At 65.2% G+C, this 21,827-nt stretch carries 16 protein-coding genes, 1 tRNA gene and 2 pseudogenes; 15 read left to right on the top strand and 4 right to left on the bottom strand.

Annotation, left to right across the window (positions count from 1 at the left end; translation table 11 throughout):
- Nucleotides 1-7: 7 nt before the first annotated feature.
- The 4 genes from ACIA8R_RS12670 (at nucleotide 8) to ACIA8R_RS12655 (ending at nucleotide 5,740) form a co-directional block, all read left to right on the top strand.
- Nucleotides 8-562, top strand: coding sequence for a hypothetical protein (locus ACIA8R_RS12670; protein ID WP_397038235.1), 555 nt, complete (start codon nucleotides 8-10; stop codon nucleotides 560-562).
- A 1,086-nt stretch (nucleotides 563-1,648) separates the two neighbouring features.
- The gene (locus ACIA8R_RS12665) at nucleotides 1,649-4,006 is read left to right on the top strand and encodes a restriction endonuclease (protein WP_397038233.1); all 2,358 of its coding nucleotides are present in this window, start codon (nucleotides 1,649-1,651) and stop codon (nucleotides 4,004-4,006) included.
- A gap of 525 nt (nucleotides 4,007-4,531) precedes the next feature.
- Nucleotides 4,532-4,607: transfer RNA gene (locus ACIA8R_RS12660), tRNA-Arg, on the top strand.
- Nucleotides 4,608-5,206: 599 nt separating this feature from the next.
- On the top strand, nucleotides 5,207-5,740 hold the full coding sequence (locus ACIA8R_RS12655; protein ID WP_397038231.1) for a hypothetical protein: 534 nt from the start codon (nucleotides 5,207-5,209) through the stop codon (nucleotides 5,738-5,740).
- 178 nt (nucleotides 5,741-5,918) lie between these two features.
- Here the strand turns inward: ACIA8R_RS12655 and ACIA8R_RS12650 are convergent.
- The 3 genes and pseudogenes from ACIA8R_RS12650 to ACIA8R_RS12640 all read right to left on the bottom strand — a co-directional run.
- A pseudogene (locus ACIA8R_RS12650) lies at nucleotides 5,919-6,813 on the bottom strand (IS256 family transposase); the annotation flags it as partial.
- A gap of 13 nt (nucleotides 6,814-6,826) precedes the next feature.
- The gene (locus ACIA8R_RS12645; protein ID WP_397038229.1) at nucleotides 6,827-8,197 is read right to left on the bottom strand and encodes an IS4 family transposase; all 1,371 of its coding nucleotides are present in this window, start codon (nucleotides 8,195-8,197) and stop codon (nucleotides 6,827-6,829) included.
- 43 nt (nucleotides 8,198-8,240) lie between these two features.
- Nucleotides 8,241-8,601, bottom strand: a pseudogene (locus ACIA8R_RS12640) (transposase); the annotation flags it as partial.
- A 622-nt stretch (nucleotides 8,602-9,223) separates the two neighbouring features.
- Here ACIA8R_RS12640 and ACIA8R_RS12635 point away from each other — a divergent pair.
- The 11 genes from ACIA8R_RS12635 to ACIA8R_RS12585 all read left to right on the top strand — a co-directional run bounded on the left by ACIA8R_RS12635 (nucleotide 9,224) and on the right by ACIA8R_RS12585 (nucleotide 20,458).
- Nucleotides 9,224-10,807, top strand: coding sequence for an ABC-F family ATP-binding cassette domain-containing protein (locus tag ACIA8R_RS12635; RefSeq protein ID WP_397038227.1), 1,584 nt, complete (start codon nucleotides 9,224-9,226; stop codon nucleotides 10,805-10,807).
- Nucleotides 10,808-11,134: 327 nt separating this feature from the next.
- Nucleotides 11,135-11,422, top strand: coding sequence for a GNAT family N-acetyltransferase (locus ACIA8R_RS12630; protein ID WP_397038225.1), 288 nt, complete (start codon nucleotides 11,135-11,137; stop codon nucleotides 11,420-11,422).
- A 647-nt stretch (nucleotides 11,423-12,069) separates the two neighbouring features.
- Nucleotides 12,070-12,423, top strand: coding sequence for a DUF2809 domain-containing protein (locus ACIA8R_RS12625; protein WP_357696337.1), 354 nt, complete (start codon nucleotides 12,070-12,072; stop codon nucleotides 12,421-12,423).
- 433 nt (nucleotides 12,424-12,856) lie between these two features.
- Nucleotides 12,857-13,699: a helix-turn-helix transcriptional regulator gene (locus ACIA8R_RS12620; protein WP_397038223.1), complete on the top strand. Its 843-nt coding sequence runs from the start codon at nucleotides 12,857-12,859 to the stop codon at nucleotides 13,697-13,699.
- Nucleotides 13,700-13,768: 69 nt separating this feature from the next.
- A complete protein-coding gene (locus ACIA8R_RS12615; RefSeq protein WP_397038221.1) occupies nucleotides 13,769-14,542 on the top strand; it encodes an SDR family NAD(P)-dependent oxidoreductase in 774 nt (257 codons plus the stop codon).
- A gap of 896 nt (nucleotides 14,543-15,438) precedes the next feature.
- Nucleotides 15,439-16,953, top strand: coding sequence for an FtsX-like permease family protein (locus tag ACIA8R_RS12610; protein WP_397038219.1), 1,515 nt, complete (start codon nucleotides 15,439-15,441; stop codon nucleotides 16,951-16,953).
- Nucleotides 16,954-17,026: 73 nt separating this feature from the next.
- Nucleotides 17,027-17,275 carry a hypothetical protein gene (locus ACIA8R_RS12605; protein WP_397038217.1) on the top strand — a complete coding sequence of 83 codons (249 nt, stop codon included), beginning with the start codon at nucleotides 17,027-17,029 and terminating at the stop codon, nucleotides 17,273-17,275.
- Nucleotides 17,276-17,399: 124 nt separating this feature from the next.
- Nucleotides 17,400-17,993, top strand: a complete 594-nt coding sequence (locus tag ACIA8R_RS12600; protein ID WP_397038215.1) for an RNA polymerase sigma factor — start codon at nucleotides 17,400-17,402, stop codon at nucleotides 17,991-17,993.
- A complete protein-coding gene (locus ACIA8R_RS12595; protein WP_364103752.1) occupies nucleotides 17,990-18,859 on the top strand; it encodes a CU044_5270 family protein in 870 nt (289 codons plus the stop codon). Before ACIA8R_RS12600 ends, ACIA8R_RS12595 begins: the two co-directional genes overlap by 4 nt.
- A 138-nt stretch (nucleotides 18,860-18,997) precedes the next feature.
- Nucleotides 18,998-19,921 (top strand): hypothetical protein, encoded by a 924-nt coding sequence (locus tag ACIA8R_RS12590; RefSeq protein ID WP_397038213.1) that lies wholly within the window; start codon nucleotides 18,998-19,000, stop codon nucleotides 19,919-19,921.
- Nucleotides 19,922-20,041: 120 nt separating this feature from the next.
- Nucleotides 20,042-20,458, top strand: coding sequence for an RNA-binding S4 domain-containing protein (locus ACIA8R_RS12585; RefSeq protein ID WP_364103746.1), 417 nt, complete (start codon nucleotides 20,042-20,044; stop codon nucleotides 20,456-20,458).
- A gap of 191 nt (nucleotides 20,459-20,649) precedes the next feature.
- On the opposite strand, the gene ACIA8R_RS12580 is transcribed toward ACIA8R_RS12585, so the two are convergent.
- On the bottom strand, nucleotides 20,650-21,789 hold the full coding sequence (locus ACIA8R_RS12580) for a DUF6183 family protein (RefSeq protein ID WP_397038211.1): 1,140 nt from the start codon (nucleotides 21,787-21,789) through the stop codon (nucleotides 20,650-20,652).
- Nucleotides 21,790-21,827 lie beyond the last annotated feature (38 nt).

Below are 21,827 nucleotides of genomic sequence, written 5' to 3'. Positions count from 1 at the left end.
AGGCGATATGGCCAACGTTAACATCTATCCAGCACATAAGGATATTCTCGACACTCTTGTGACATCTACGAGAACGAAGTCTGTTGCCGCAGAGACGAAGACTGGTCCATTCAAGGAGATGCGCGATGTTTATGTGTTTGCTGCATCACTAGCTGTCGCATTGAACCGACCTACGCCTGCCGACAAGATGCCTACCTCAAAGAAGGATGTAGTACCAATTCAAGATCGGGTATTCCTTGGTGCAGAGGGAGCAGAGGAACTGGCCGTTGCTGTGGTGCTTACAAGTTCCAACGGTGATGCGGCAGCCCGCGATTCACTCCGTTCTCAGCTTGATTTGTTGACTGATAGTAAGTCTGGTGAGCGTTTTGCACTGTTGGACCGCTATGCACACGCTGGTTTCGAGTGGCTGTTGCAGCACGCACCGGATGAGGGCAGTGTCCGAGATCTAGTGCTTTCTGCCATAGACAGTGTGGAATGCGTGCAGAGGGAGACCGACGATGACACTCATGTCGTCGATCCGCTCCTGCCACTTCTAGGACTCAGCAATGCAGTGCTGGACTAGTGGCCCAGCCCTCCGGTCCAGCTCATCAACACCCCGTGACACCGTCGCCTCACACGTCGCCGTGACCGTGGCGACGGTCCGAGTCCCACCATGTCCCAAGGCTTGAGTCTCGGCGCACCGGCATCAGCCAGCGTTACATCTGCACAGATACGGGCCCCTGTACAGAGGCATGGCGGACCGGCGCCGACGAGGTCGGGTTGAATCGCCCCGAGTTCAGTGGAGACTTTGTTAGCGGCGAGGTCGGACCGTAGCGTGGTATCTGTCTTGGGCTGGTTTGTTTCTCCGCCATCATGTCCGCGTCAGCGCCATGATCCGGCGAGGTACTCCGAACCAGATGAGGGCATGCTCGATTTTCGATCAGCTTGCGCAGGCTGGGATCTTGGCCGTAGACCTCGTCCCCGCTCACCCATCTGACCCCGTACACCGGCACCGATGCCGCAGCGATCACTGGACGGCAGCACTGGCTCCGTCCATGCAGGAGCTCCCACCGCCGCACACCGATCGGTGTCGGCCATCGCTATCGGTAGCCGTGCGGCCTGCGGGAGATATAGACGCTTGCAAATCGACGCCTGATCGCCGGCCGAGTCATAGGCCAGAAGCACCCAGCCTGGCTATTTGCCCTACTTGATCGGGCCGTTTTATCCACGATCAGCACCCCGGCCGGGTGGCCCACGTGCTCGGCGACGTAGCCGCGTATGTCATCGCAGCCCACCTCAGCATCCAGTCCGCAGTGCGCAACAACCGCTGCATCTCCTGAGGGTCGGCATATCTGTCCTGCTCGGCCAGTTCCAGCAGTTCTTGTGCTCGATCTTCGACACCAGATCGTAGGCATGATGCCTGCACCAGGTCATGTACTTAGCCCTGGGCGGTACGATGCCGGTCCACTCCGCCGAACCGGCTCCGAGATCCGACCCGGCAACTCGTCGATGATGCTCTGCCGGCAGGGTCTACGTTGTGACTCACGGCCACGCAGCATAGTCTTTGGGGGCATAGGGACGAAGGACGATAGTGCTCGTTTTAATCGCAAGAGCGATAACCTCATTGAGACTGATCCGGCACACGATGCACCGCTGATGGCGCATCCGGATGTGGCTGCTCGTTGAACCGCTCGCAGTGCTGGCGGAAAGTGGGGAACGGATGGACTCCTTTGATCTTGGACGGCTGACCGACTATGACTTCGAGGTCCTCTGTCGAGATCTGTTCGGACAGATACTCGGCGTGTCGCTGGAGATTTTCCCTCGCAACGTCACGGACCTGGGAATCGACCTCCGTTACGTGAGTGAAGCCGGACAGACGATTGTGCTGCAATGTAAGCATTGGCAGAGCAGCAGTCAGGCACAGCTGATCAATCGCATGACAAAGGAAGAACTGCCAAAGATTAGGAAACTCAACCCGAGCCGCTACCTTTTAGCCACCAGCGTCAAACTGAACGTTCCCGGCAAGGACAAGCTCCGCGACAGATTGAAGCCGTTCGTCCGTTCCACAGGGGATCTCTACGGCGTCGAGCAACTCGTCGAACTGCTTAGAGGCCATCCCGAAGTGGTAAAGCGACATTTTCGGCTCTGGTTGAGCAACACCGCTGTCCTGCAGACAGTGCTCAATCAAGACGTGTATATACGGTCTTCAAGACTGCGGACGAAGGTGGCGCGTGTGGCTGAGACCTTCGTACCGCACCATGGTTTCGAACGAGCACGCGACGTGCTCGATAGGCGACGCGTCTGCGTCATCACTGGAGTCCCCGGCGTTGGCAAGACGACGGTGGCGTGCATGCTCGCGGCTCGCCTCATTAGTGACGGATATGAAGCATACGAGATTTCCCAAGACGTCAGCGAGGTGAATGAGATCTGGCGTGACGGCGTGCGGCAGCTTTTCCTCTATGACGACTTTGTCGGCCAAACGACGTTGGAGCCCAATCTCAACAAGAACGAGGATGCCCGGTTGGTGTCTCTTATGCGAGAGATTGAGGTCTCGGCGGACAAAGCGCTCATCATGACGACTCGGGACTACTTGCTTGAACACACTCGTCAACGGCATGGCCGACTCGGGGAGGAGGACTTCACGCCGGATCTGAGCGTGGTTCACCTGACCGACATGACACCTGAGGTCCGCGCGCAGATCCTTTACAACCATGTCTATTATGCGAAGATCTCAGCTGCGGAGAAGCTTCGCTTCGCCGATCGCGACGTATGGTGGAAAATTCTACGTCACCCCAACTTTAGTCCGCGGCTCATCGGCGATACGCTGATGCTCGCCGGCCCGGCAGAGAACGTCGCGAAGGTCATACTGGAGAACTTGGACAACCCACGTCGTATCTGGGAACGCGTCGTGGAGAACGAGCTGAACGACGAAGCCGTTCATATCTTGGAGGTGCTGTTCACGTTCGGCAGAGGGGCTGCGCTGGCGGACCTAGAAGAGTCGTGGTCGAGGTACTGCAAGGAGCTTAACCTACCCAGTGAGAAGCGGCTTTTCCGTAAGGCATTGAGGATATTGGCTGGGTCGATGATCACAATCGACGACGGCGGAGTATCTTTTCACAACCCATCCATCGTCGACTACCTGCGTCACCACATGAACGAAGGTCGCACCCGACTGCCCGCGCTCTTGGCCAGCTTCATCGACGCAGGACAAATTGTTCGGCTCATGTATACCGCCCAAAGCCATGGCGCAGACGGCATTCTGCGGCAGCTCAGGGAGTGCCGTGTCGACGTCGCGAGATCGATTTTGGACACGGTCGATACTGTCGAGGACTCTCTTTCCGACGAGGACGACAGCACGGCGCGACACCTGGAATGGATTCTAGAGACAGCGGAAGATCTCGACTACGCTCCACTGGCCGAATACGTCACGAACAGGACAGATTTTGACCTCCGCCGCAGCTCACATCTCTCTCATATTTCCAGCCTTGCGGCGACGATGAGGGCCAGTTCGCTGATCCCCGATGAGCATGCCGGACAATTTAGCCAGGGTGTTAGAGAGGACCTTCTCTACGAGGTAGAGGAGCAGCTCGAACTAGATAACTGGCAAGGGGCCTACGAGCACTTTATGATGCTCGACGAGACGCTGGGCGCGGAATATGCTCATTTGACGGGTCGACTTGTGGCATGCGCATTGGACGAGCTCGCGGAATACGCGATGCTGGAGGAGATTGACGCCCACAACTTAGTGTCAATTCATGAGCTCTTGGAGTTTTTGACTAAGCATGACGCAGCCGAGAAATTGCCCAAAGAATTCGACAAGGTCGAACAGGTGCTGATCCGGCTCAAGGCGGAGCGGGCACAGCGCGAAGCTCGTGAGGATGCCCGTGAGTTCGGAGCAGCGTACGACCATGGGGAAGACTGGGTCCAGACTGCGTACAGTTCTAGGCAGCAGTGGATTCAGGAAATACGTGGCCGTCAGACAAACTGGGCTGAGATCGAAGGGCTGATGAGTCGCCTCGGTACGTGACAGTGCAGTATGTCTGACCGTAGATCGGCGCGCCGTCGGGGCGGGCCGATCTGATCGTCTTGAGCGCCGCGAGCGTGTTGGCGCCGCACTTGCGCTCCCAGATTATGCCCCACAGCTGGTCCTCGCCCAGGCTGCTGCAGCCATGGAAGGTAGCGCACGCCGTGGGTGCGAATATAGGTCGCCCGCTGCTACTTCAGCCGACCCCGTACCGCCCAGCCGGAGCCCAACTGAGGCCGGATACAGCGACCCAAACTGGTCGAAGGCAAGACACCATTGCATGAAGCGAGGCAGTGACCTCCTCAATGCGGTCCAGCTTGGCATCGTGGTCGGGATCGGTGAACTCCTTCCAGGTCCGGGTGCGCTGAAAGAGATTTTGCGTGCGCGCTTAAGTACTGCCGCAGCCACTCACGCCAGATCACCACGCTCCGGGTGGGGTTACCGGCTACGTGGTTGATCTCGCGATCGAGCCGGGGATATATGAGGGACGATCTTGCACTGCCCACGCCATGTGTGGGCTATTTTCCCAGCTCAATCTGCCTGCAGGAAGAGAAAAGCCCTCACTCTCCTAAAGCGGGTGCCGCAGGTTCGAATCCTGCCGGGGGCACTCACCTAGATCGGCATTTATAGCCACTGACCTGCGGTTTCACAGCCACAGGTCTTTTGTTTTGTGGACCTTGATAGGCAGTCGACGGTGTCCGCGTGCAGCCGTAAGACCATGATCAGAGGATATGCTCCGGATGATCTTGAAGGCGTTTCCCCAGCTCAGGCCCCAATTTGCCGCCATCTCGACCTCCGGTACCCGCTACAACCGCCCGGACACTGGACCAACGCCACGGATGATCGTGCCAAATACCTGCCTAACCCCTACTGGACGTGCAGCTCACTCGCCGAGCACGCGTCCCCACGCCGGGACAACCGTGGCCACCAGAGCCCAGCTGGCTGCGACCAGCCCATATGAGAGCCACGGTGTTCACTCCTGCGGCGTGAACACCAACGCTCCTCGCTCGCCAGAGGAAACTCACCGCAATCTCGACGCTGCCCTGGCAGGTCTGGCTCTCCCTTACTTCCGGCTCGGTCGAAGGGCGCGTCAACCGCTCGCGTCATCTGTGGACTCTGATGCCAAGCCGGGCCACGCTGGCCCACGGCTTGTCGGCAGATATCGACTGGCTGGTTCCGTGATGAACCTGAACAATCGCTACCGTGATGGGCATCTCCGGCTTCGAGCCAACCTTTCTCGTCGGGCTCGAAGCCATCTGCGAGGAACATGGACCTGGCCTGGCCGCGCTTGGTGGCCGGCGTCTGACGGGGTTCGCGCTCGTGCGATTCGTCGAGGACGGGGACTGGTTCGCCGACTGCCCCGTCGTCCTGCACTTCGACGGCATCCAGGCGGAGATCTGCCACTGGAAGCTCGATGAGCTATCGATCGGCTGGAACACCATCGACACCACGGCCGCGATCAGCGGCTGGGAATACCTTGAGCAGACGCCAGGCTGGTCCGACACCGACGAGCGCCTCCAGCCCTTCGTCGGCCAGGAACTCCGCGAGGTTGCTCTGCTTGAGTGGCGGCCATCATCACGTCACGACCTGGCGGACGGCACCCTCGCTGTGGAGTTCATCTTCGACACCGGTCGTTTCCACATCGCCAACGCTCTTGATGAGAACAGCATCGATATCGGCGAAGCTCATCCGAATTTCGTGCGACATCGGCTGGGCCGGTGCACGCAACCCAACTAGAGATCGGCCTCCAGTTGATCTTCTTGATCGGTAACGGGGCGCCTCAGCCGGGGCGCTGATCTGCCAGGACGGAAGCCAGCGACGGTGGGAACGTCGGCGAACCGGCCGAGCAGCCGTTCCGGTCACGTCCACGGATGTGGTGTATGAATCGATCTTCGAGTGATCCCTTTTCTGCAGATTAAGCGGTAAGTGTCTGCGGAAGCGGGTTCCCGGTCGGTGTGTCGCTGGCGATGAGTCGGACGCGGGCTTTGGCCAGGACGTCCAGGCCCATGTAGCGGCGGGCCTCGGTCCATCCGGCTGGTCTGCTCGGCCAGTACCGCGCCGACCAGCCGGATGATCGCGGCCCGGTCGGGGAAGATGCCCACCACGTCGGTGCGGCGGCGGATCTCTTTGTTCAGCCGTTCCTGCGGGTCATTCGACCAGATCTGGCGCCAGGTCTCGCGGGGAAAGGCAGCGAAAGCCAGTAGATCCTCGCGGGCGGCGTCCAGATGCTCGCACGCAGCCGGAAACTTGGCCTCCAGGGCGTCGATGACCCTGGCGTGCTGGGCGCGGACCTGTTCGGTGGTGGGCTGGTCGAAGATGGTGCGCACCAGGGTGGCCACCCACGGCTGCGCTGACTTCGGGACGCACGTGAGCAGATTGCGGAGGTAGTGGGTGCGGCAGCGCTGCCAGGCCGCGCCGGGCAGGCTGGCGCCGATGGCCTCGACGAGGCCGCGGTGGGCGTCGGAGATGACCAGTTGGACGCCGGACAGGCCGCGCGCGACCAGGCTGCGCAGGAACGCCAGCCAGCCGGCGCCGTCCTCAGCGGAGGTGACCTCCAGGCCGAGCACCTCGCGTTGGCCGTTGGCGTTGACGCCGGTGGCGACCAGGGCGTGCACGTTGATGGTGCGCCCGCCCTCGCGTACCTTCTGCGTCAGCGCGTCCAGCCAGACGAACGTGTATGGGCCGGCGTCCAGCGCACGGGTGCGGAACGCCTCGACCTGCTCGTCCAGCACCCTGGCCATCTGCGAGACCTGGCTTTTGGAGATGTGTTTGATACCGAGCTGCTCGACCAGCTTGTCGACGCGCCGGGTCAATGCCGTTGCCTTATGGCGGTTTGCCAGCGAGAGTGACGGTCGGTAGTGGAGTCGATGGAGAGGAAGAGCGTGAGCCGGGCCTGAGGCGGGCGAAGCGGGCGCTGACGCGTTTGAGTCTGCGCGGGCAGTGCCGATGGCGTCTGTCCTCGACGGGGTGGGAACGCAATTCGGTGACTGTCCGGTGAAGTGCTCGGCGTTGCCAACGGGGAGATAGCGGCCGGCCGAGGTTACGTCGGACGGCTTGTTGAGCCCTGCGGAATGAGATTTCGTCGGGGTCGATGGGCGGGGTCGCCTGGGCTGCGTGGTAGATAAGCGTCTGGGTGAGGTGGTGCACAATCAGCTGGGCCCAGATCTCTTGGCGGATGCCGTCCGGATAGTGGGAGCGTAAGACGGTGCCCGTGCCGCGCTGCTGTGTCTTCAGTTCGGCGTAGGCGACTTCGGCCTCCCAGCGTTGGTGATAGAGGACGGCCAGTTCGCTGGCTGGAGCCAGGGTGGGGTCGAGTAATGAGGTGGCCAGTCGGTAGAGTTTCCGCCCTTCGCCGAGGTGGTATTCGATGACGCGGACGGTGACCTGGGCGGGTATATCGCGGTTGGCTCGTCGGCGTTGCTTGGCTCGGTTTGAGCCGATGCGCACGGTGGCGAGGTAGCTGCCGTCGGGCAGGTCACCGACGCGATGGCGGGCCACCTTGGGCCGGATGCGCCACAGGAGGTGGGCGCCGGTACTGGTAAAGGCATGCCATAACTCGACACCCAGCATGTTGCGATCGGCTAGCACGAGGGTGTTCGGACCGGTGGCTGGCACGAGTTGGCTGGCGAGGGTTATCTCGTTGTCGTCACGTTCGCCGACCGCTGCGGCGATGATCGAGTGTGTCCCGATCTCGAATAAGACACCGAGCTCTACCTGCGGATATCCGTATTTCTCCAGGATGTTAGCGCCTTTGCGCAGGAAGGCTGCGGCGTTGGCTGGAGTGTCGGCGACGGCGAGCGCGGTGCCGTCGAACGCAGTGAGTCGAAGTCCTCGCCAGAATGCTGATGGGCATGCATCAAGGCTGGCCATCGGGCCGGTGACCTGGTCAAAGACTTCCTGCAGCACGGCTGGCCCCACGCGTCGCCGGGCACGACACAGCGAGGACTTGTTGGGGACGTGCCAAAGGCCGGTCTCTTCGGCGTCGGCGGGTACCAGCTCGCGCAGTACGTGCTCGTAGCCCAGATGCGGAAACAGGCAGCGCGCCATTTCGAAGTAGACCATCATCCGGGTCGAGAGCAGGCGACGTCTCCGCTCATACCGCCCGCACTTGGCGATGGCCGGATCTATCAGCTCCGGCGGGCACCATCGCGTGAGAACGCTCAATCCCACCTCTGGACAGCCTTCTTCACCCATAGTGATGGAGTTACTCCACTATGCATGCAAACGCAACGGCATTGACGCGCCGGGTCGAGACCCCGAGTAGATAGGACGTGGCGACGACGCTGACCAGCGCCTGTTCGGCGCGCCGCCGGCGTTCCAGCAGCCAGTCAGGGTAGTACGAGCCGGACCGGAGTTTCGGGATGGCCAGCTCGATCGTGCCGGCGCGGGTGTCCCACTCGCGCGTCCGGTAGCCGTTGCCGGAGTTGGTCCGCTCGCTGCTGCGCTCTCCATAAGAGGCTCCGCACAGGCCGTCGGCCTCGGCTGACATCAACGCTTCGGCCATGGTCTTCACCATGGATCGCCAACAGATCCGGGTCGTCGGTCTCGATCTGCTTCGCCAGCCACTGGGCGGGCGTCACACTGTTGTCGGCGGCCATCGTCTGGTTCTTCTTCGATCTTGATCTTGCTACTCGAAGGATCACTCGATGGCCGTCTTCATTTCACGACGCCACGCCTGTGACCAGGCCAAACTCGTACACCACTCCGATGGACGCAACCGCCGTTCCACGGCTGCCTTGCCGTTGCAAACCGCGGGTCGGCCTCGCCCTGCCGCGCCGGCGCGACGCCGACCGAGCGCGTTGGAGAAGCGCTCACGGGATCTGTCCGGCAGGCGCAACCCGTACGCCTTCAACGGCCTCACCCCAGGACCACCGATCCAGCCAGAATCGTCGACCTGAAGGTACGCCGACGAGACCGGCTCGGCGGAGCCCTCCACGAATACTCACATGCCGCTTGAGCTGCGTGGATGACGTTTTCAGCAGGCGCAATGTGCCAGAACTGCAGGTCACCGCATGAATCGAACATTCGAGCCCTACACCGGATCGGGGCATCTTGACCAGGGCCGCGAGCGGCCGGCAAGGTGAGCGGCCGGTAAATGGATGGCGAACCATCACGGCCTGTCCTTACACTCGGCCTCATGTCTGTGCCCCGAATTTCCTAGCCAGGACACCCGGTTCCACGCCACCCGTGTGTCCTCTAGCAAATCCGGAGTGCAGTTCCATGCTTACCCTACGTGGCGTCGACGTACGTGCTGGCGCCCACCTCCTGCTGTCCGGCGTCACCGCCCACGTCGCCCCCGGCGACCGCGTCGGCCTGGTCGGCCGTAACGGCGCCGGCAAAACGACCCTTATGAAGACCCTTGCCGGAGTGCTCCCGCCTGCGGCCGGCGAGATCGTCCGTACCGGCCCCGTCGACTACCTGCCGCAGGACCCGGCCGCCGCCGACCCGGCCGTCACCGTCCTCGACCGTGTCCTGTCCGTCCGCGGCCTCGACCAGGCGGTCCGCCGCCTGCGGGCCGCCGGGTCCGACCTGGCCGAGCGCGGCGACGAGCGGGCCATGGCCCACTACGTCCGGGTTGAGGCCGAGTTCCAGGCCCGCGGCGGGTATGCGGCTGAGGGCGAGGCCGCCCGCGTCACCGCCGGGCTCGGCCTGCCCGACCGGGTGCTGAACCGGCCGGTGGGCGACTTGTCAGGCGGGCAGCGCCGCCGCGTGGAACTTGCCCGGGTGCTGTTCGCCGAGCCCGGCGCCCTGCTGCTCGACGAGCCGACGAACCATCTCGACGGCGACTCCATAGCTTGGCTACGCTCTTTCCTGGCCGGGCATTCCGGAGGCCTGGTCCTCATCACCCATGACACCGGACTGCTGGCCGACGTGGTCAACCGCGTCTGGCACGTTGAGCACGGCGCCCTGGAGACGCGCAACACCGGCTGGCACGCCTACCTCGCCGACCGCGAGGCCGACGACCGTCGCAGGACGCGCCTGCGGTTCACCGCCGAGCGCAAGGCCGCAGCGCTTCATGCCCAGGCCGGCCGCATGCGCTCCAACGTGGCCACTGCGACCCGGGCCAGGGACATGGCCCGGCGCGCGGACCGCATGCTCGCCGAGACTCCCCCGCCCCGCGTCGCCGAGAAGGTCGCCCGCATCCGGCTGCCCGAGCCCGCGCCCAGCGGCCGCACGCCACTCGGCGCGATCAGCCTGGCCAAGTCGTACGGCGGGCGGCCGGTGCTGGCGGGGGTGGATCTGGCCGTCGACCGGGGCAGCCGGCTCGTGGTCCTGGGGCTCAACGGCGCGGGCAAGACCACGCTGCTCAGGCTGCTGGCCGGGTACGAGCGGCCCGACTCGGGACGGGTCGTGCACGGGCACGGGCTGCGGCTGGGCTACTTCGCCCAGGAGCACGACACGCTCGACCCAGCGCACACGGTCGGACAGCACCTGGCCAGCGCCGCCTCGCACTTGAGCGACGGCGAGGCCCGGACGGTGCTGGGGTCGTTCTTGTTCAGCGGCGACGACGTGGACAAGCCTGTCCGGGTGCTGTCGGGCGGGGAGAAGACCCGGCTGGCGCTGGCCGGGCTGGTCAGCTCCCAGGCCAACGTACTGCTGCTGGACGAGCCGACCAACAACCTCGACCCGGCCTCCAAGGCCGAAGTGCTGGCGGCTGTGACCGCGTACCGGGGCGCCGTGGTGATGGTCACGCACGACCAGGAGGCTGTCGCAGCGCTTCGGCCGGACCGGGTGCTGCTGCTGCCCGACGGGGTCGAAGACCTGTGGAACGACGGCTACGCCGATTTGATCGCCCTGGCCTGATCACGCCGGCTCCTCGGTCACGGTTTCGATCGCCATCCTGGGCGCCTCGGTTGTGAAGGCGCCGTCCCGCCCGTACACGAACGGGCGGGGCGGCGGTTGCCTGTGGGTGCCGAATTTTGTGTCTCCTCATGCGACCTGGGCGTACTCCATGCAGGAGGCCGCCGAGCTGGTCTCGTCGGGTGACCTTGATGTCGGCGTCGGCTGGATCGGGCAGCGCCCGCAGCCAGCCCGCAAGAGAGCCACTGCGTCGCTCCTCTTGGGTTGAACGCCAACTGCTGGCCCAGATCGACAATGGGAAGCAGCAGATCAAGGGCATAGATCACGGCGTTGAAGTGTGGTGGCATCGGCCGGGCGCTGCTGGCGGCGTTCATCGCCGCCGCCGTGGACGCCGCCAGCATCGGCCGGGCGCTGCTGGCGGCGTTCATCGCCGCCGCCGTGGACGCCGGCGTCTGGACGATCCAGTCGGGTGTCTTCCCGGAGAACGCCGCAAGCCTGAGCCTGCACCAGGCGCTCGGCTTCCGCGTCGTGGGCACCCGCGAGCGCATCGGCTGTCACCACGGTCTCTGGCGGGACGTGCTGATGATCGAGCGCCGCAGCATCTTGACCGGGACCTGAGTCGCCGCTCTGGACGGCAGTCGGGAAACAGGGGCGGCCGTCTGGTGGTTACATCCATCGTGGCCGGTGTGCCCAGTGTCCCCGGGCCTCACCTATTGCCCTCGCGGGCTACCGTTCGGCTGGAGCCGCGCAGAGATCAGGTGTCCACCAATCGGGCCAACTCCACAGGCGGCGGCCTTGGAATTTCCAGGCGGACGGTCATGCGGCGTCTGGGTGGGCGGACAGGCCAGGGTGGTACCGACGGAGTGAAGTGGAACCTACCCGACGGAAGTGGCTGGGCATTTGGATCACACGCCGGACACCATCGTGCTCCGGGGCGGAGCCGAGGAGCGGGGGGTGGCTGGGCGAGGATGTGGGATGAGGGCATCGGCGATGAGATCAAGCAGCGCCGATGCCTGGCTGGATCGGCCATGGCGCGGTCATCGAGACGGTGCTGAGCGCACCGTAACCCCCTGTTTCATCTGGTCGGGTCTCATTACGGATGAATCGTCACTACGTTCCAGCGTGCTGGCATGCCGTCGCCATGGCACTCCACCGCGGTCGCCGACCTGACGCAATGAGCATGCCGCCATAGGTGACGAGCTCTATGATCAGGTTCGTCCTGATCGTTGAGATTCGGAGAAGATGTCAATCTCATGCGCCGCGCCATGGTCCTTCTGGGTGGCGTCGCCCTCGCCATCGGCGCGTTCGTCCTCTTCTACCGGGGCCCGGGACAACCGTTCATCCGCGGCTACGTGAGCGACGTCGTCGCCACCATGCTGGTCTACGCGTTCTTGGGGCTGTTGTGGCGCACCACCGCCGCACGCCGCACCCTGGCCACGGCCGCGATCGCCGCCGCCGTCGAGTTCTACCAAATAGTCGGCATGACCCCGCCGGGCATCGGCGGTGTCCTGGTCGGCGCGTTCCCCGACCCATGGGACCTGGTCGCCTATGCCATCGGTGTGGTCGCGGCCCTGGCCTGGGAACGCCGATTGGTCCGATCCGATGATCAGACCGGGTGACTCTCGAACACCACCCAACCGGGGCTGACGGTACGGACGCCCCCACAGCGGCGAGGCCATCGAATTCGTTCTGCGCGGCGGCCAGCCGTCACAAAGCAGGACTGCCGTAGCTCCGATAGAAACGGCAAGATCAAGAGATTACGTGGCCATCGACCAGTATTTCCGATGTCCGCCTATCGGTACCCTTCTGACCATCCGCCTGGATTCACGTGTCGACCTGGAGTTTTAGAGGCCGAGCAACGTGCCCTCGATCAGCGAAAACGCCAGTCAAGAGCCTTGCCTCACGGCCGACGCTGTATGGCTGTGATCGAGCGACTGTGACCAACGTTTCCCGGTATATCGCCGGTCGCTGCCACAGAGAGCCCGCGGGTGACTTCGCCATCAGGGTGTCAGTAGTACGGAGGGGCTGTTCGGAAGCTCCTACGATGGGCGAGTGGATATTTCCCGACTTCCGGTAGAGGCCCGGCAACGGCGCAGTGCCGAGATCCGCGAGTTCCTGAGGTCGCGCAGGGCCAGGTTGACTCCGTACGACGTCGGTATGCCCGCCGGCTCCGGTCGCCGCGCCAAGGGGCTGCGGCGCGAGGAGGTGGCGGTGCTCGCGGGGGGAGGAGTGTCCTGGTACACCTGGCTGGAGCAGGGGCGGGAGATCCACGTGTCGGCCGGGGTCCTGGACGCTGTCGCGCGGGTGCTCCGTTTCGACACGGCGGAGCGCGAACATCTGTACCTGCTCGCCGGGCTCAACCCGCCCCAGGCCGAGCCGTCGGACCGGCCGGTCTCCGCGGAGTTGCAGCGGTTGATCGACGGTTGGCTCCCGTCCCCGGCCTACATCCTCGACCGGCACTGGAACCTGGTCGCGGTCAATCGCGCCGCGCAGCTGGTGTTCGGCTATTCGGACCACGACCACAACTGCCTGGTGAGCTTCTTCACCAACGCCCGCTTCCGCTCCTCGCTGACCCACTGGGAGGATGCGGCCCGGATGATCGTCGGCCAGTTCCGCGCCGACGCGGCCCGCTACCCGGACGACCTGGAATTCGACAGGCTGGCCGCCGACATGTGCGCCGCGAGTCCGGCCTTCGCCGAGATCTGGGCCGAGCATCCGGTCGGCAATGCGACTGAGGGCGTCAAGGTCGTCCGCACATCGGAGACGGGTGAGCTGCTCTTCGAGTACAGGTCACTGTCGTTGCCCGACCGGCCAGGACACCGGCTGATGCTGCACACTCCGCAGCCGGGCACTGCCACCGGGGCGCGGCTGTCGGAGCTGATGGCGAGCGCCTGAAGGTGGTGGTACCAGACCTAGGTTCAGCCGGAACTGCTGGAAACGGACGATCCGCTTGAGGATTGCCGCATGAACCGATTCCTGAGCAAGACCGTTTTGATCACCGGCGGGGCCAGTGGCATGGGCTTCGCCACGGCGCAGAGGCTCCTGGGCGAAGGCGCGTACGTCGTCATCACCGGACGCGACCAGGTCCGTCTCGACACTGCGGCCGCCCGCTTGACGGACGCCCTGCCAGAGTCCGGCACGGGCCGGGTGCTCGCGGTTCGAACCGACGTCGCCTCCCCGGCGGACCTCGACCTTCTGATGCGGCGGATCGAAACCTGGCGCGGTGGCCTGGACGCGGTCTTCGCGAACGCCGGCGTGGGTGTGTTCAAACCGAGCGCCGAGATCACCGAGGCGGAGTTCGACCACACCGTCGGCGTCAACTTCAAGGGCGTCTTCTTCACCATCCAGAAGGCGCTGCCGCTGATGGGGGACGGCAGCGCGATCGTCATCAACGCGTCCTGGACGCTGTATCGCGGGCTGTCCGTCGCCTCCGTGTATTCCGCCAGCAAGGCAGCCGTCCACAATCTCGCCCGGACGCTGGGCGCCGACCTCGCGCCGCGCGGCATCCGGGTCAACTCGGTCAGCCCGGGTTACATCGACACCGAGATGTACCGCGACGCCAACCCCGACCCGGGCAGCGAGGCACGCAACTCGGCCGAGGTACCGCTCGGCGCCCTCGGTCACGCCGACAACGTCGCGGCGGCGGTGGCGTTCCTGGCCTCTGACGAGGCTGCCTACATCACCGGGCAGGACCTGGTCGTGGACGGCGGGCTCGTCGCCAGTGTTCCTGCCGCCTGAGCCGGCGGGCGCGGCTGGCGGGCGCGGCTGGCGGGCGCGGCTGGCGGGCGCGGCTGGCGGGCGCGGCTGGCGGGCGCGGCTGGCGGGCCAACCCCTTCAGTGCCTGGCTCCGCCAGCCGCAGAGTTTCACTGTCCATGGTTTATGAACGCACCCCCTGTCGATCCGCTATATCGAAATATTCCAAGAAGGGCTTTCGCCCGCCCCTCGCCAGGGTCGTCTCGCCACGTGAGCTTCGCGAAGCAGGGGTCATCCCGCAGGGACTTTCGTGGAGTCCGTGATCACGAACCCTTGTCTGGGCTTGCCGCAATCTGGATTGACGCCTGGCCGGCGGGTCTCCAGGGCGTTCCCGGTGCGCCTCACGTGCGGCCACCAGTTGGACATGGCCTCTCAACGATTCACCGGCGTGACAGCGCCTGCCTTAAGTCCCCGACAGACCCTCAAGCAGCGGGCCAGCCATTCCAAGATGGCGACAGCCACCACATCAGCAGCCGCGATCTTTTCCGATATCTTTCCGCCGAACGTCGCACGCTCTGCCCCATCTACAAAGATGCAGGCAGAGGGCATGATGTGGTCTTGTCGTCCGTCGGACTCCTAAGGCGAGTTCTGCCTGAGGGCACTCATCTGGAACGGCTTCAGGCTCCTGGCCTGCGGTTTCTCAGCCGCAGGTCCGGCCTGGCCCTCTTATCGGCTGGAGCAACATCGCCGCCGCCGCCGCCGACCACTACCGCAGCCACCCCGCCGACAACATCGGCCTTTGAGTAGGTGCGGTTACCTGGAAATGCCGTTGTCGGCCGAGCCGGCAACTTGCGCGGACGTTCCCAGGTCTCGTGGAGGAGCCGCACCAGCGTGGCGGACGCGCGTATACGACGCCGTGACGGCTCACTACTATTCCGGCATGCTGTCCGATCTTGAGTTCTACGTCTTCGAGGCCCTGATCGTCGTCATCCTCGTGGGCCTTCCTCTGATGACCGCGGCGGGGGCCATTCCTACCGCGTTGCTTTCCGCCCCGGCCAACCGTCACACGTTGATGAGTCGAAGAGCCGTCGTCTTAGGATTGTTCGCGTCGTTCGTGGGCTTCTGGATGATGGGGCTCGGCGCGTGGCTGGCGCGTGAAGATTCACGCTACGGCGCCATCGATTTCTTCGGTTTCCTACTGATCACGCTCATCGGCGCGGCTCTGCTCGCCGCCGGTCTCGGCCCGCTGCCGTCGTGGCTGCTGGAGAGCCTCGGTCCGTTCGCGGAACGGCTGCCGCTGCCTCTTCGCCTGGCGGTCCGCGATCTGGCCCACCGTCGATCCCGTGCGGTGCTCGCGATCACGCTGGCGATGACGGTGACGGCCTTCGGCCTCGCGCTGACGGTCATCGCGGTCGGCGAAACGGCGCAGAGCAGGGCCGAATACCTTCCCTCAGGGAGGCCCGGCAGCTTGTTGGTGCAGTCAAGCCCTGCGCACCTGGGGGGTTTCTCAGCCGCGGACGCGGCCACCGTACGAGCGGCGATGGAGCGGGAACTGCCCGGCGTGCCGATCGCCCAGAGCGAGACCGTTCCAGACCCATCCTGGTTCTTCCGCGCCACGGCGGAGCACGTCGAGACGCCAGAGGAGGCCGTCTACTGGGATCAGGCCATCGGTGACGAGAAGTTGCTGCGGTACCTCACGGGCGATCAGTCGACGCCTTACGACGAGGGCACGGCCGTGGTGATCACGTCGGCCGACGTGAAGGTCGACTCGGTGGACCTCGCCTACGAGATCGACAAGAACGATGAGACCACGGCGAGCAAGACCGTCCGAGCGATCGTCGCCAGGACCTCCGACCCCCACATGGAGACGATCTTCGTCCCTTCGAAAATCGTCCGGGATCTCGGCTATCAGCTCCAACCGAGCGAGCTGATCGTCGACCCCACCCTCCATCGAGTCACGGCCCAGGAGCAGCAGCGCCTCGACGATCGACTGGACGACGCAGTCGCGGAGATCTACGTCGAACGGGGCTTCGAGGCTTCGATCGGGTGGCTGCCCATCACCGTGGCGGCGTTCCTCGCCGCCCTCGTGTGCGCGCTGACGTCCGGCTTCGGCAGGGCCGCGAACTCGCGCCAGGCCCGGGTCATGAGGCGGGCCGGTAGTGGATCGGCCGGGGCCTTTCGGTGGTTCTGCGCCTCCCGCGCCGGTATGAGCGCCCTGTGCGGAACAGTCCTCGGCGCCATCGTCGGGTGTCCCGCCGGGATGTTGCTGCTGTGGCCTCTGACGATGCGGACCACGTGGGAGGAGCCAGTACGGGTGCCGTTCGAGACCCCGTGGCCGGCCATCATGGGCGTCGTAGGCGGCCTTCCCCTTCTCGCCGCGGCTCTCGGCGCGCTCTTCGCTCGCGAGCGGCCGCACGTCTCCGCACCTCAGGGCCTAACTGAGGTAGAGCGCTGAGCTTGTGTCTCGCCTGACGTCGGGAGTACAGGTTTCGGTACAGCCTGGCTTAGAGCTGCGTGAGGAACGCTTCGTGGATGTCGTCGTGGACCCCCCAGCGGATGCGCAGGCGTCAGAACGCATGAAGCAGGGCGAAGGTCCGCTCGACCACGTAACGGTGTTTCCCCAGGCAGGCGAACAGAGGGCGGATCTGCAGCTCGCGGACCAGGTGGCGGCACCTGTCGTGGTCATGGCCGCGGTCGGCGAGTACGACGTCAGGGCGCTGATGAAGCCGATACACGTTCGACCAGGGAAGGGACGGTATGCCCCCTTAACGCCCTGATCTACGAAGAATCCACATGCGGGAGAGGTCCAGGGCACCGTCGCTCGTAGCCGCTCCATCACGACAAGGTCCGATCCGAACCGGCCGATCGGGAACTCGCCCGCGTCCGCGGACAGTGCAGTGTGTGGATGTGAACATGCGCGCCCGCATACGAGATGGCGATCAACGCGCGTTCGAGGAGCTTTTCGACCGGTACGCCAAAGCCGTCTACAACCACGCCTACCGGATGACCGGCGACTGGTCGGTGGCCGACGACGTGGTGTCGCTGACCTTCCTGGAGGCGTGGCGGCTACGGCAGCGGCTCGCCCCGGACGGCGGTTCGTTGCGGCCGTGGTTGCTCGTGGTGGCCACCAACGTGGCTCGCAACCTGCGACGGGCCAGACGGCGTCACGAGGAGGTGATGGTCAGGGTGCCCCGGAACGATGTCGTCCCGGATTTCGCCGAGGAGTTGGTCGGGCAGATCGCGGACAAGGAGCGGTTGGCCGAGCTGCGTACGGCGATCGGAGGACTACGCAGACATGAACAGGATGTGCTGCTGCTGTGCGTCGGGGCCGGGCTCGACTACGCCGAGGCGGCCGAGGCACTGGGCATTCCGATCGGGACGCTCAGATCACGATTGTCCCGGGCTCGGAAAAAGCTGGAACTCGCCGTGACCCGGCGACAGATAGATGGCGACCGCGACACCGCGGCCCGGTCCATGCAGGAGAGCACCCAATGAACATCTTCTCGGAGGAACGGGATCTTCCTGAGGGCCGTCACCAGCTGCTCAAGGAGTTCGTGATGACCGCTCTGCAAGAAGAGTCGAAGCCTGCCAGGCCCCGCCGCAAGCTGCTGCGCGCCGGCGTACTGGCGCCCGTGCTGGGGCTGGCCGCCGTGGCAGTGGCAGCCGCTCTGGTGATCGTCCCCGGCCAGGCGGGGAACTCCCCGTCGGCCGCTGGTGCGCGAGACGTCCTGCTCGTCGCGGCCACCTCTGCGGAACGCGCCCCCGAGGGGTCAGGGACGTACTGGCACATCACCATCACCCAGGAGGGCAAGCCGCAGCAGGAGTACTGGTACAAGAAGGACGGTCAGTTCTGGCTGAAGGGCGAAGGGCTCAAGGGTGAGGGCAAGCTGAAGCAGTTCACCGACAAGCCTCAGCCGTTCGCGATAGGCCCTCTGCGGATGACTTTCGAGGAGCTACGGCAGCTCCCCGGCGACGAGAACAACCTGTACGAGAAGCTGAAGTCAGCCATCGCGGACGGCGATCTGCGCACCAGCGCCGGCAAGCTGAACGCCGAACAGCAGGAGTGGGCCGCCATGGAAACCCTCCTGTCACTGGTCAGCGAGGCCCCGGTCTCACCCGAGGTCCGCGCCGCCGCCTACCGGGCACTCGCCGCCCGGCCCGGCGTCCAGGACCTCGGCGACGCCGACGGCGGACGGCGGTTCCAGGTGCCGGTGCTCGACGGTCAGGAAACACTCACCATCGACCCGGAGACCGGACAGCTCCGCAGTACCTCCGTCTGGGCGCCGCTCAGCGGAGGCACCGCGCACTCCAGCGGGCCCGTCACGATCAGCACTGAATGGACCGACCGACTGCCCGGCTGACCCGCCGGCCCCGGCCCTGCCGTACGTGGTCGGAGACGGCGACGCCCGGCAGGGCCGCCGGTCTCCCCGTAGCGAAATTCCGTACAAGGCGGGATTTGCGTCACCATGATCGTGTCGCTTCGCGGTGAAGGAGGCTGCTTGGTCGTTTTTGCCTGTGCGGAGTGCGGCGCCGTGATGACCGCGCGGGTAGCGCGGGTGGCGCTCCCTGACCACTCCGGCCAGAAGTACGGCCATGACCTGCTCGCCCATCTGCTGCGACCGGGAACATACGCGGTGGACCCCGGAAACGGCCGGCCTTGGCAGCCGTTCGAACCCGAGCCGGAAGAACATGGCGTCCGACTGCTCACGTACCGCATCACGGGCCCCTCGAACAGGATCGCCATCGCGCCCGGCGACGTCCGCGGGACCGTCTTCATCCCGGAGCGGTTGGGCGGATGTTGCTGCGGCTGGGACGGCCAATACGGTCCCAACCTGGCCTGCGCGAAGTGCGGCTGTCCGGTGGCGACCCGCGTCGACGACTGCGGGTTCTGGCAGGTGGTGTGGCTGCAGCCGGACGCCGTGCGTCCTGTCGCCGTCGCGGTGGCGCTGGCGCACCTGCTGGTGATCTCGGCCGGCAGGCGAGTAGCCGTCCCTGAGGGGCCTGTCGCTGCGGCGTTTCGCCGGGCGATCGACAGCCTGCTCCCCACGGGGCCACCGGAACGACAGCTCGTCCTGGCCGGGCCAGGCCTGTCCCCCACGATCACGGACATCGCCCTGGTGCCGAAGCACCCGCAGACCGGCGAGGTTTGGCCGGGTGCCGCGGGAACGGTGGTGCCGCTGGCCGCGGACGTGTGGACGTACATGGCCTTCAACGACGATCGGCGGCTCATGCCCGCGGCGCGCGGGATGCCTGCCGGCGTTCGCCGCGACGATCCACCTCCGCTGTTGCCGCACACTCTTTTCCGTCCTGACGGGCGAGTGTTCCTCAGCACGCTGGAGCGGCTGGCACCGGTTCCACAGCCGTGGCTGCGTCGTATCTTCGACCTGGTCAGAGACCGGCCGTACATGGACCCGTTCTCGTAGGCGTCAGGTCTCGAATGCGGGGGCACGGCAGCCGTCCTGGCGGGGATCCTCGGCCGCCCCTTTTGAGGCCCCTGAACAGGCTTGATGTCGGCGGGACGGCGTTCTCAGTACAGTGTCGGGATGGCAGGTGAGCAGCTGAGTGTGCGAGTGGACAGCTGGATCTGGTCGGTACGGCTCACCAAGACTCGTTCGATCGCCTCCGACGCCTGCCGGGGCGGTCACGTACGGGTCAACGGGGTCCGGGTCAAGCCCGCGCACGCCCTGCGAGTCGGGGACGAGGTCCGGTTGCGGCACGATGGACGCGAACGCATCGTGGTCGTCTCCCGGGCCATCACCAAGCGCGTCGGCGCCGCCGTGGCCGCCGAGTGCTACGTCGACAAGAGCCCTCCGCCCCCTCCGCGCGAGGAGACCGTGGCGGTGGCCGTCCGAGCTCGGGGCGCGGGGCGTCCTACCAAACGCGAACGCCGCAGCATCGACAAACTGCTCGCACGCCCCACGCTGGAAGACCGGCAGGGCAACCGCGCACGCCCAGAGTGATCGAACAGATGACCGGACGCGGAGGCGACCGGCGTGTGGGGCGCCACAACACCACACCAGGGTCGGTACGGCCCTTGGTCTTGGCGTCCGCGTGGTGCCATCCCCGCATGGAGAGGTGGTCGCTGTCGAAGGCGCCGTCGCGGAGAGGCTACGCACCGGCGGCGCAGCGTTCTGGCAACCGCTCGATCCCCTCAGTCGGTGTCGGTCGCCGCCAGGACGGCGAGGCTTCGGCCGTCAGGTGACAGGGCCGCGACGGCGATGTCCCAGGCGACCTGCTCGAACCACTTCGTCGTTGCGGAGAACGTGAACCACCGGTGGTCATGGATGTGACGCTCAACGTCGGCGAAGGTAGCGGTCTGCGGTGCTCCGGAGAGTCCCGCCATCGATTTCCACGCCTCCAGGCGCCCATATGCACCGTGGAGACCGTTGTTGTAGGCGCCTCCGGTGGAAGCTGCGGCGAAGAGGACCTGCCAGACCTGCGGGGGAGCGCAGGCGAAGGCCGATGGCGCCGACCGCTGCCCCTCCGGGGCAAGGCAGTCCAAGTCCAGCACGGAGAGAAGTTTCGCGATCGACCCGCCGGCAGCGCTGAGCGCGAACGTGCGTGCCTCGATCCGGCCGTTGGATTCCTCGGCCCAGTTCGCGACGGCTCTCGCCATCTCTGCCGCCGCCGATGGCGTGGTGGTCTCCACCGCCGAAGCGGTTTCGCCGTCCCCCGCGGGAGCGGGACCGACTCCGGTGTCAAAGGGCCCGAACGGTAGGGAATAGCTGGAACCGTGGACGCTGTAGCTGGGGAGATCGGGACTCTGCTCGATCGAGGAGCGGTGCAGCGGCAACCAGCTCAGGGGGTGGTGCCCCCGGTGCCGAGATGTCGCCCATTGCGCGATCCCCTGCAGGTCACCGACGGCTTCTCCGCGCAGCACCAGCTCGTGTACGAGACAGGCACGGAGCTCTTCCAGCCCTCCGGCGTGCACCTGGCCTCCAGCGAAGGCGCGCGTCAGATCGCTCGCCGGCCGGCTTGAGGCCAGGAGCGACGCGGCATAGCGCGCCATCTTGCGGTCACCGGAAGCGACGGTCCCGATGAGACGCAGGGCATGTCCAAGATGCTCTGCGTCGGCGGCGACGGTCAGCAGGCGAAACACTGAGTCGAAGACACTCCTGTACTGCCAGATCGGCCGCTTCGCCGCCCCGTACGTCCTGAACAACGCGACCCCGAGATCCGCGACGAACGCGGCATCACCTTCCGCCAGACGCTGCTCGGCCATGTCGCGCACGCCGTTCACATCGTTCAGATCCGATAAGAGCGCGACGATCTCCTCAACCTTCTCGACCATGATCAGAGCCTACGGGGACACTTGATCAGGATCCGCGC

This window comes from Nonomuraea sp. NPDC051191 (assembly GCF_044455665.1).
Taxonomy (GTDB): domain Bacteria; phylum Actinomycetota; class Actinomycetes; order Streptosporangiales; family Streptosporangiaceae; genus Nonomuraea.
Note: the sequence above shows the minus strand (reverse complement) of the source record. Positions and strands in the feature narration are given on the sequence as shown.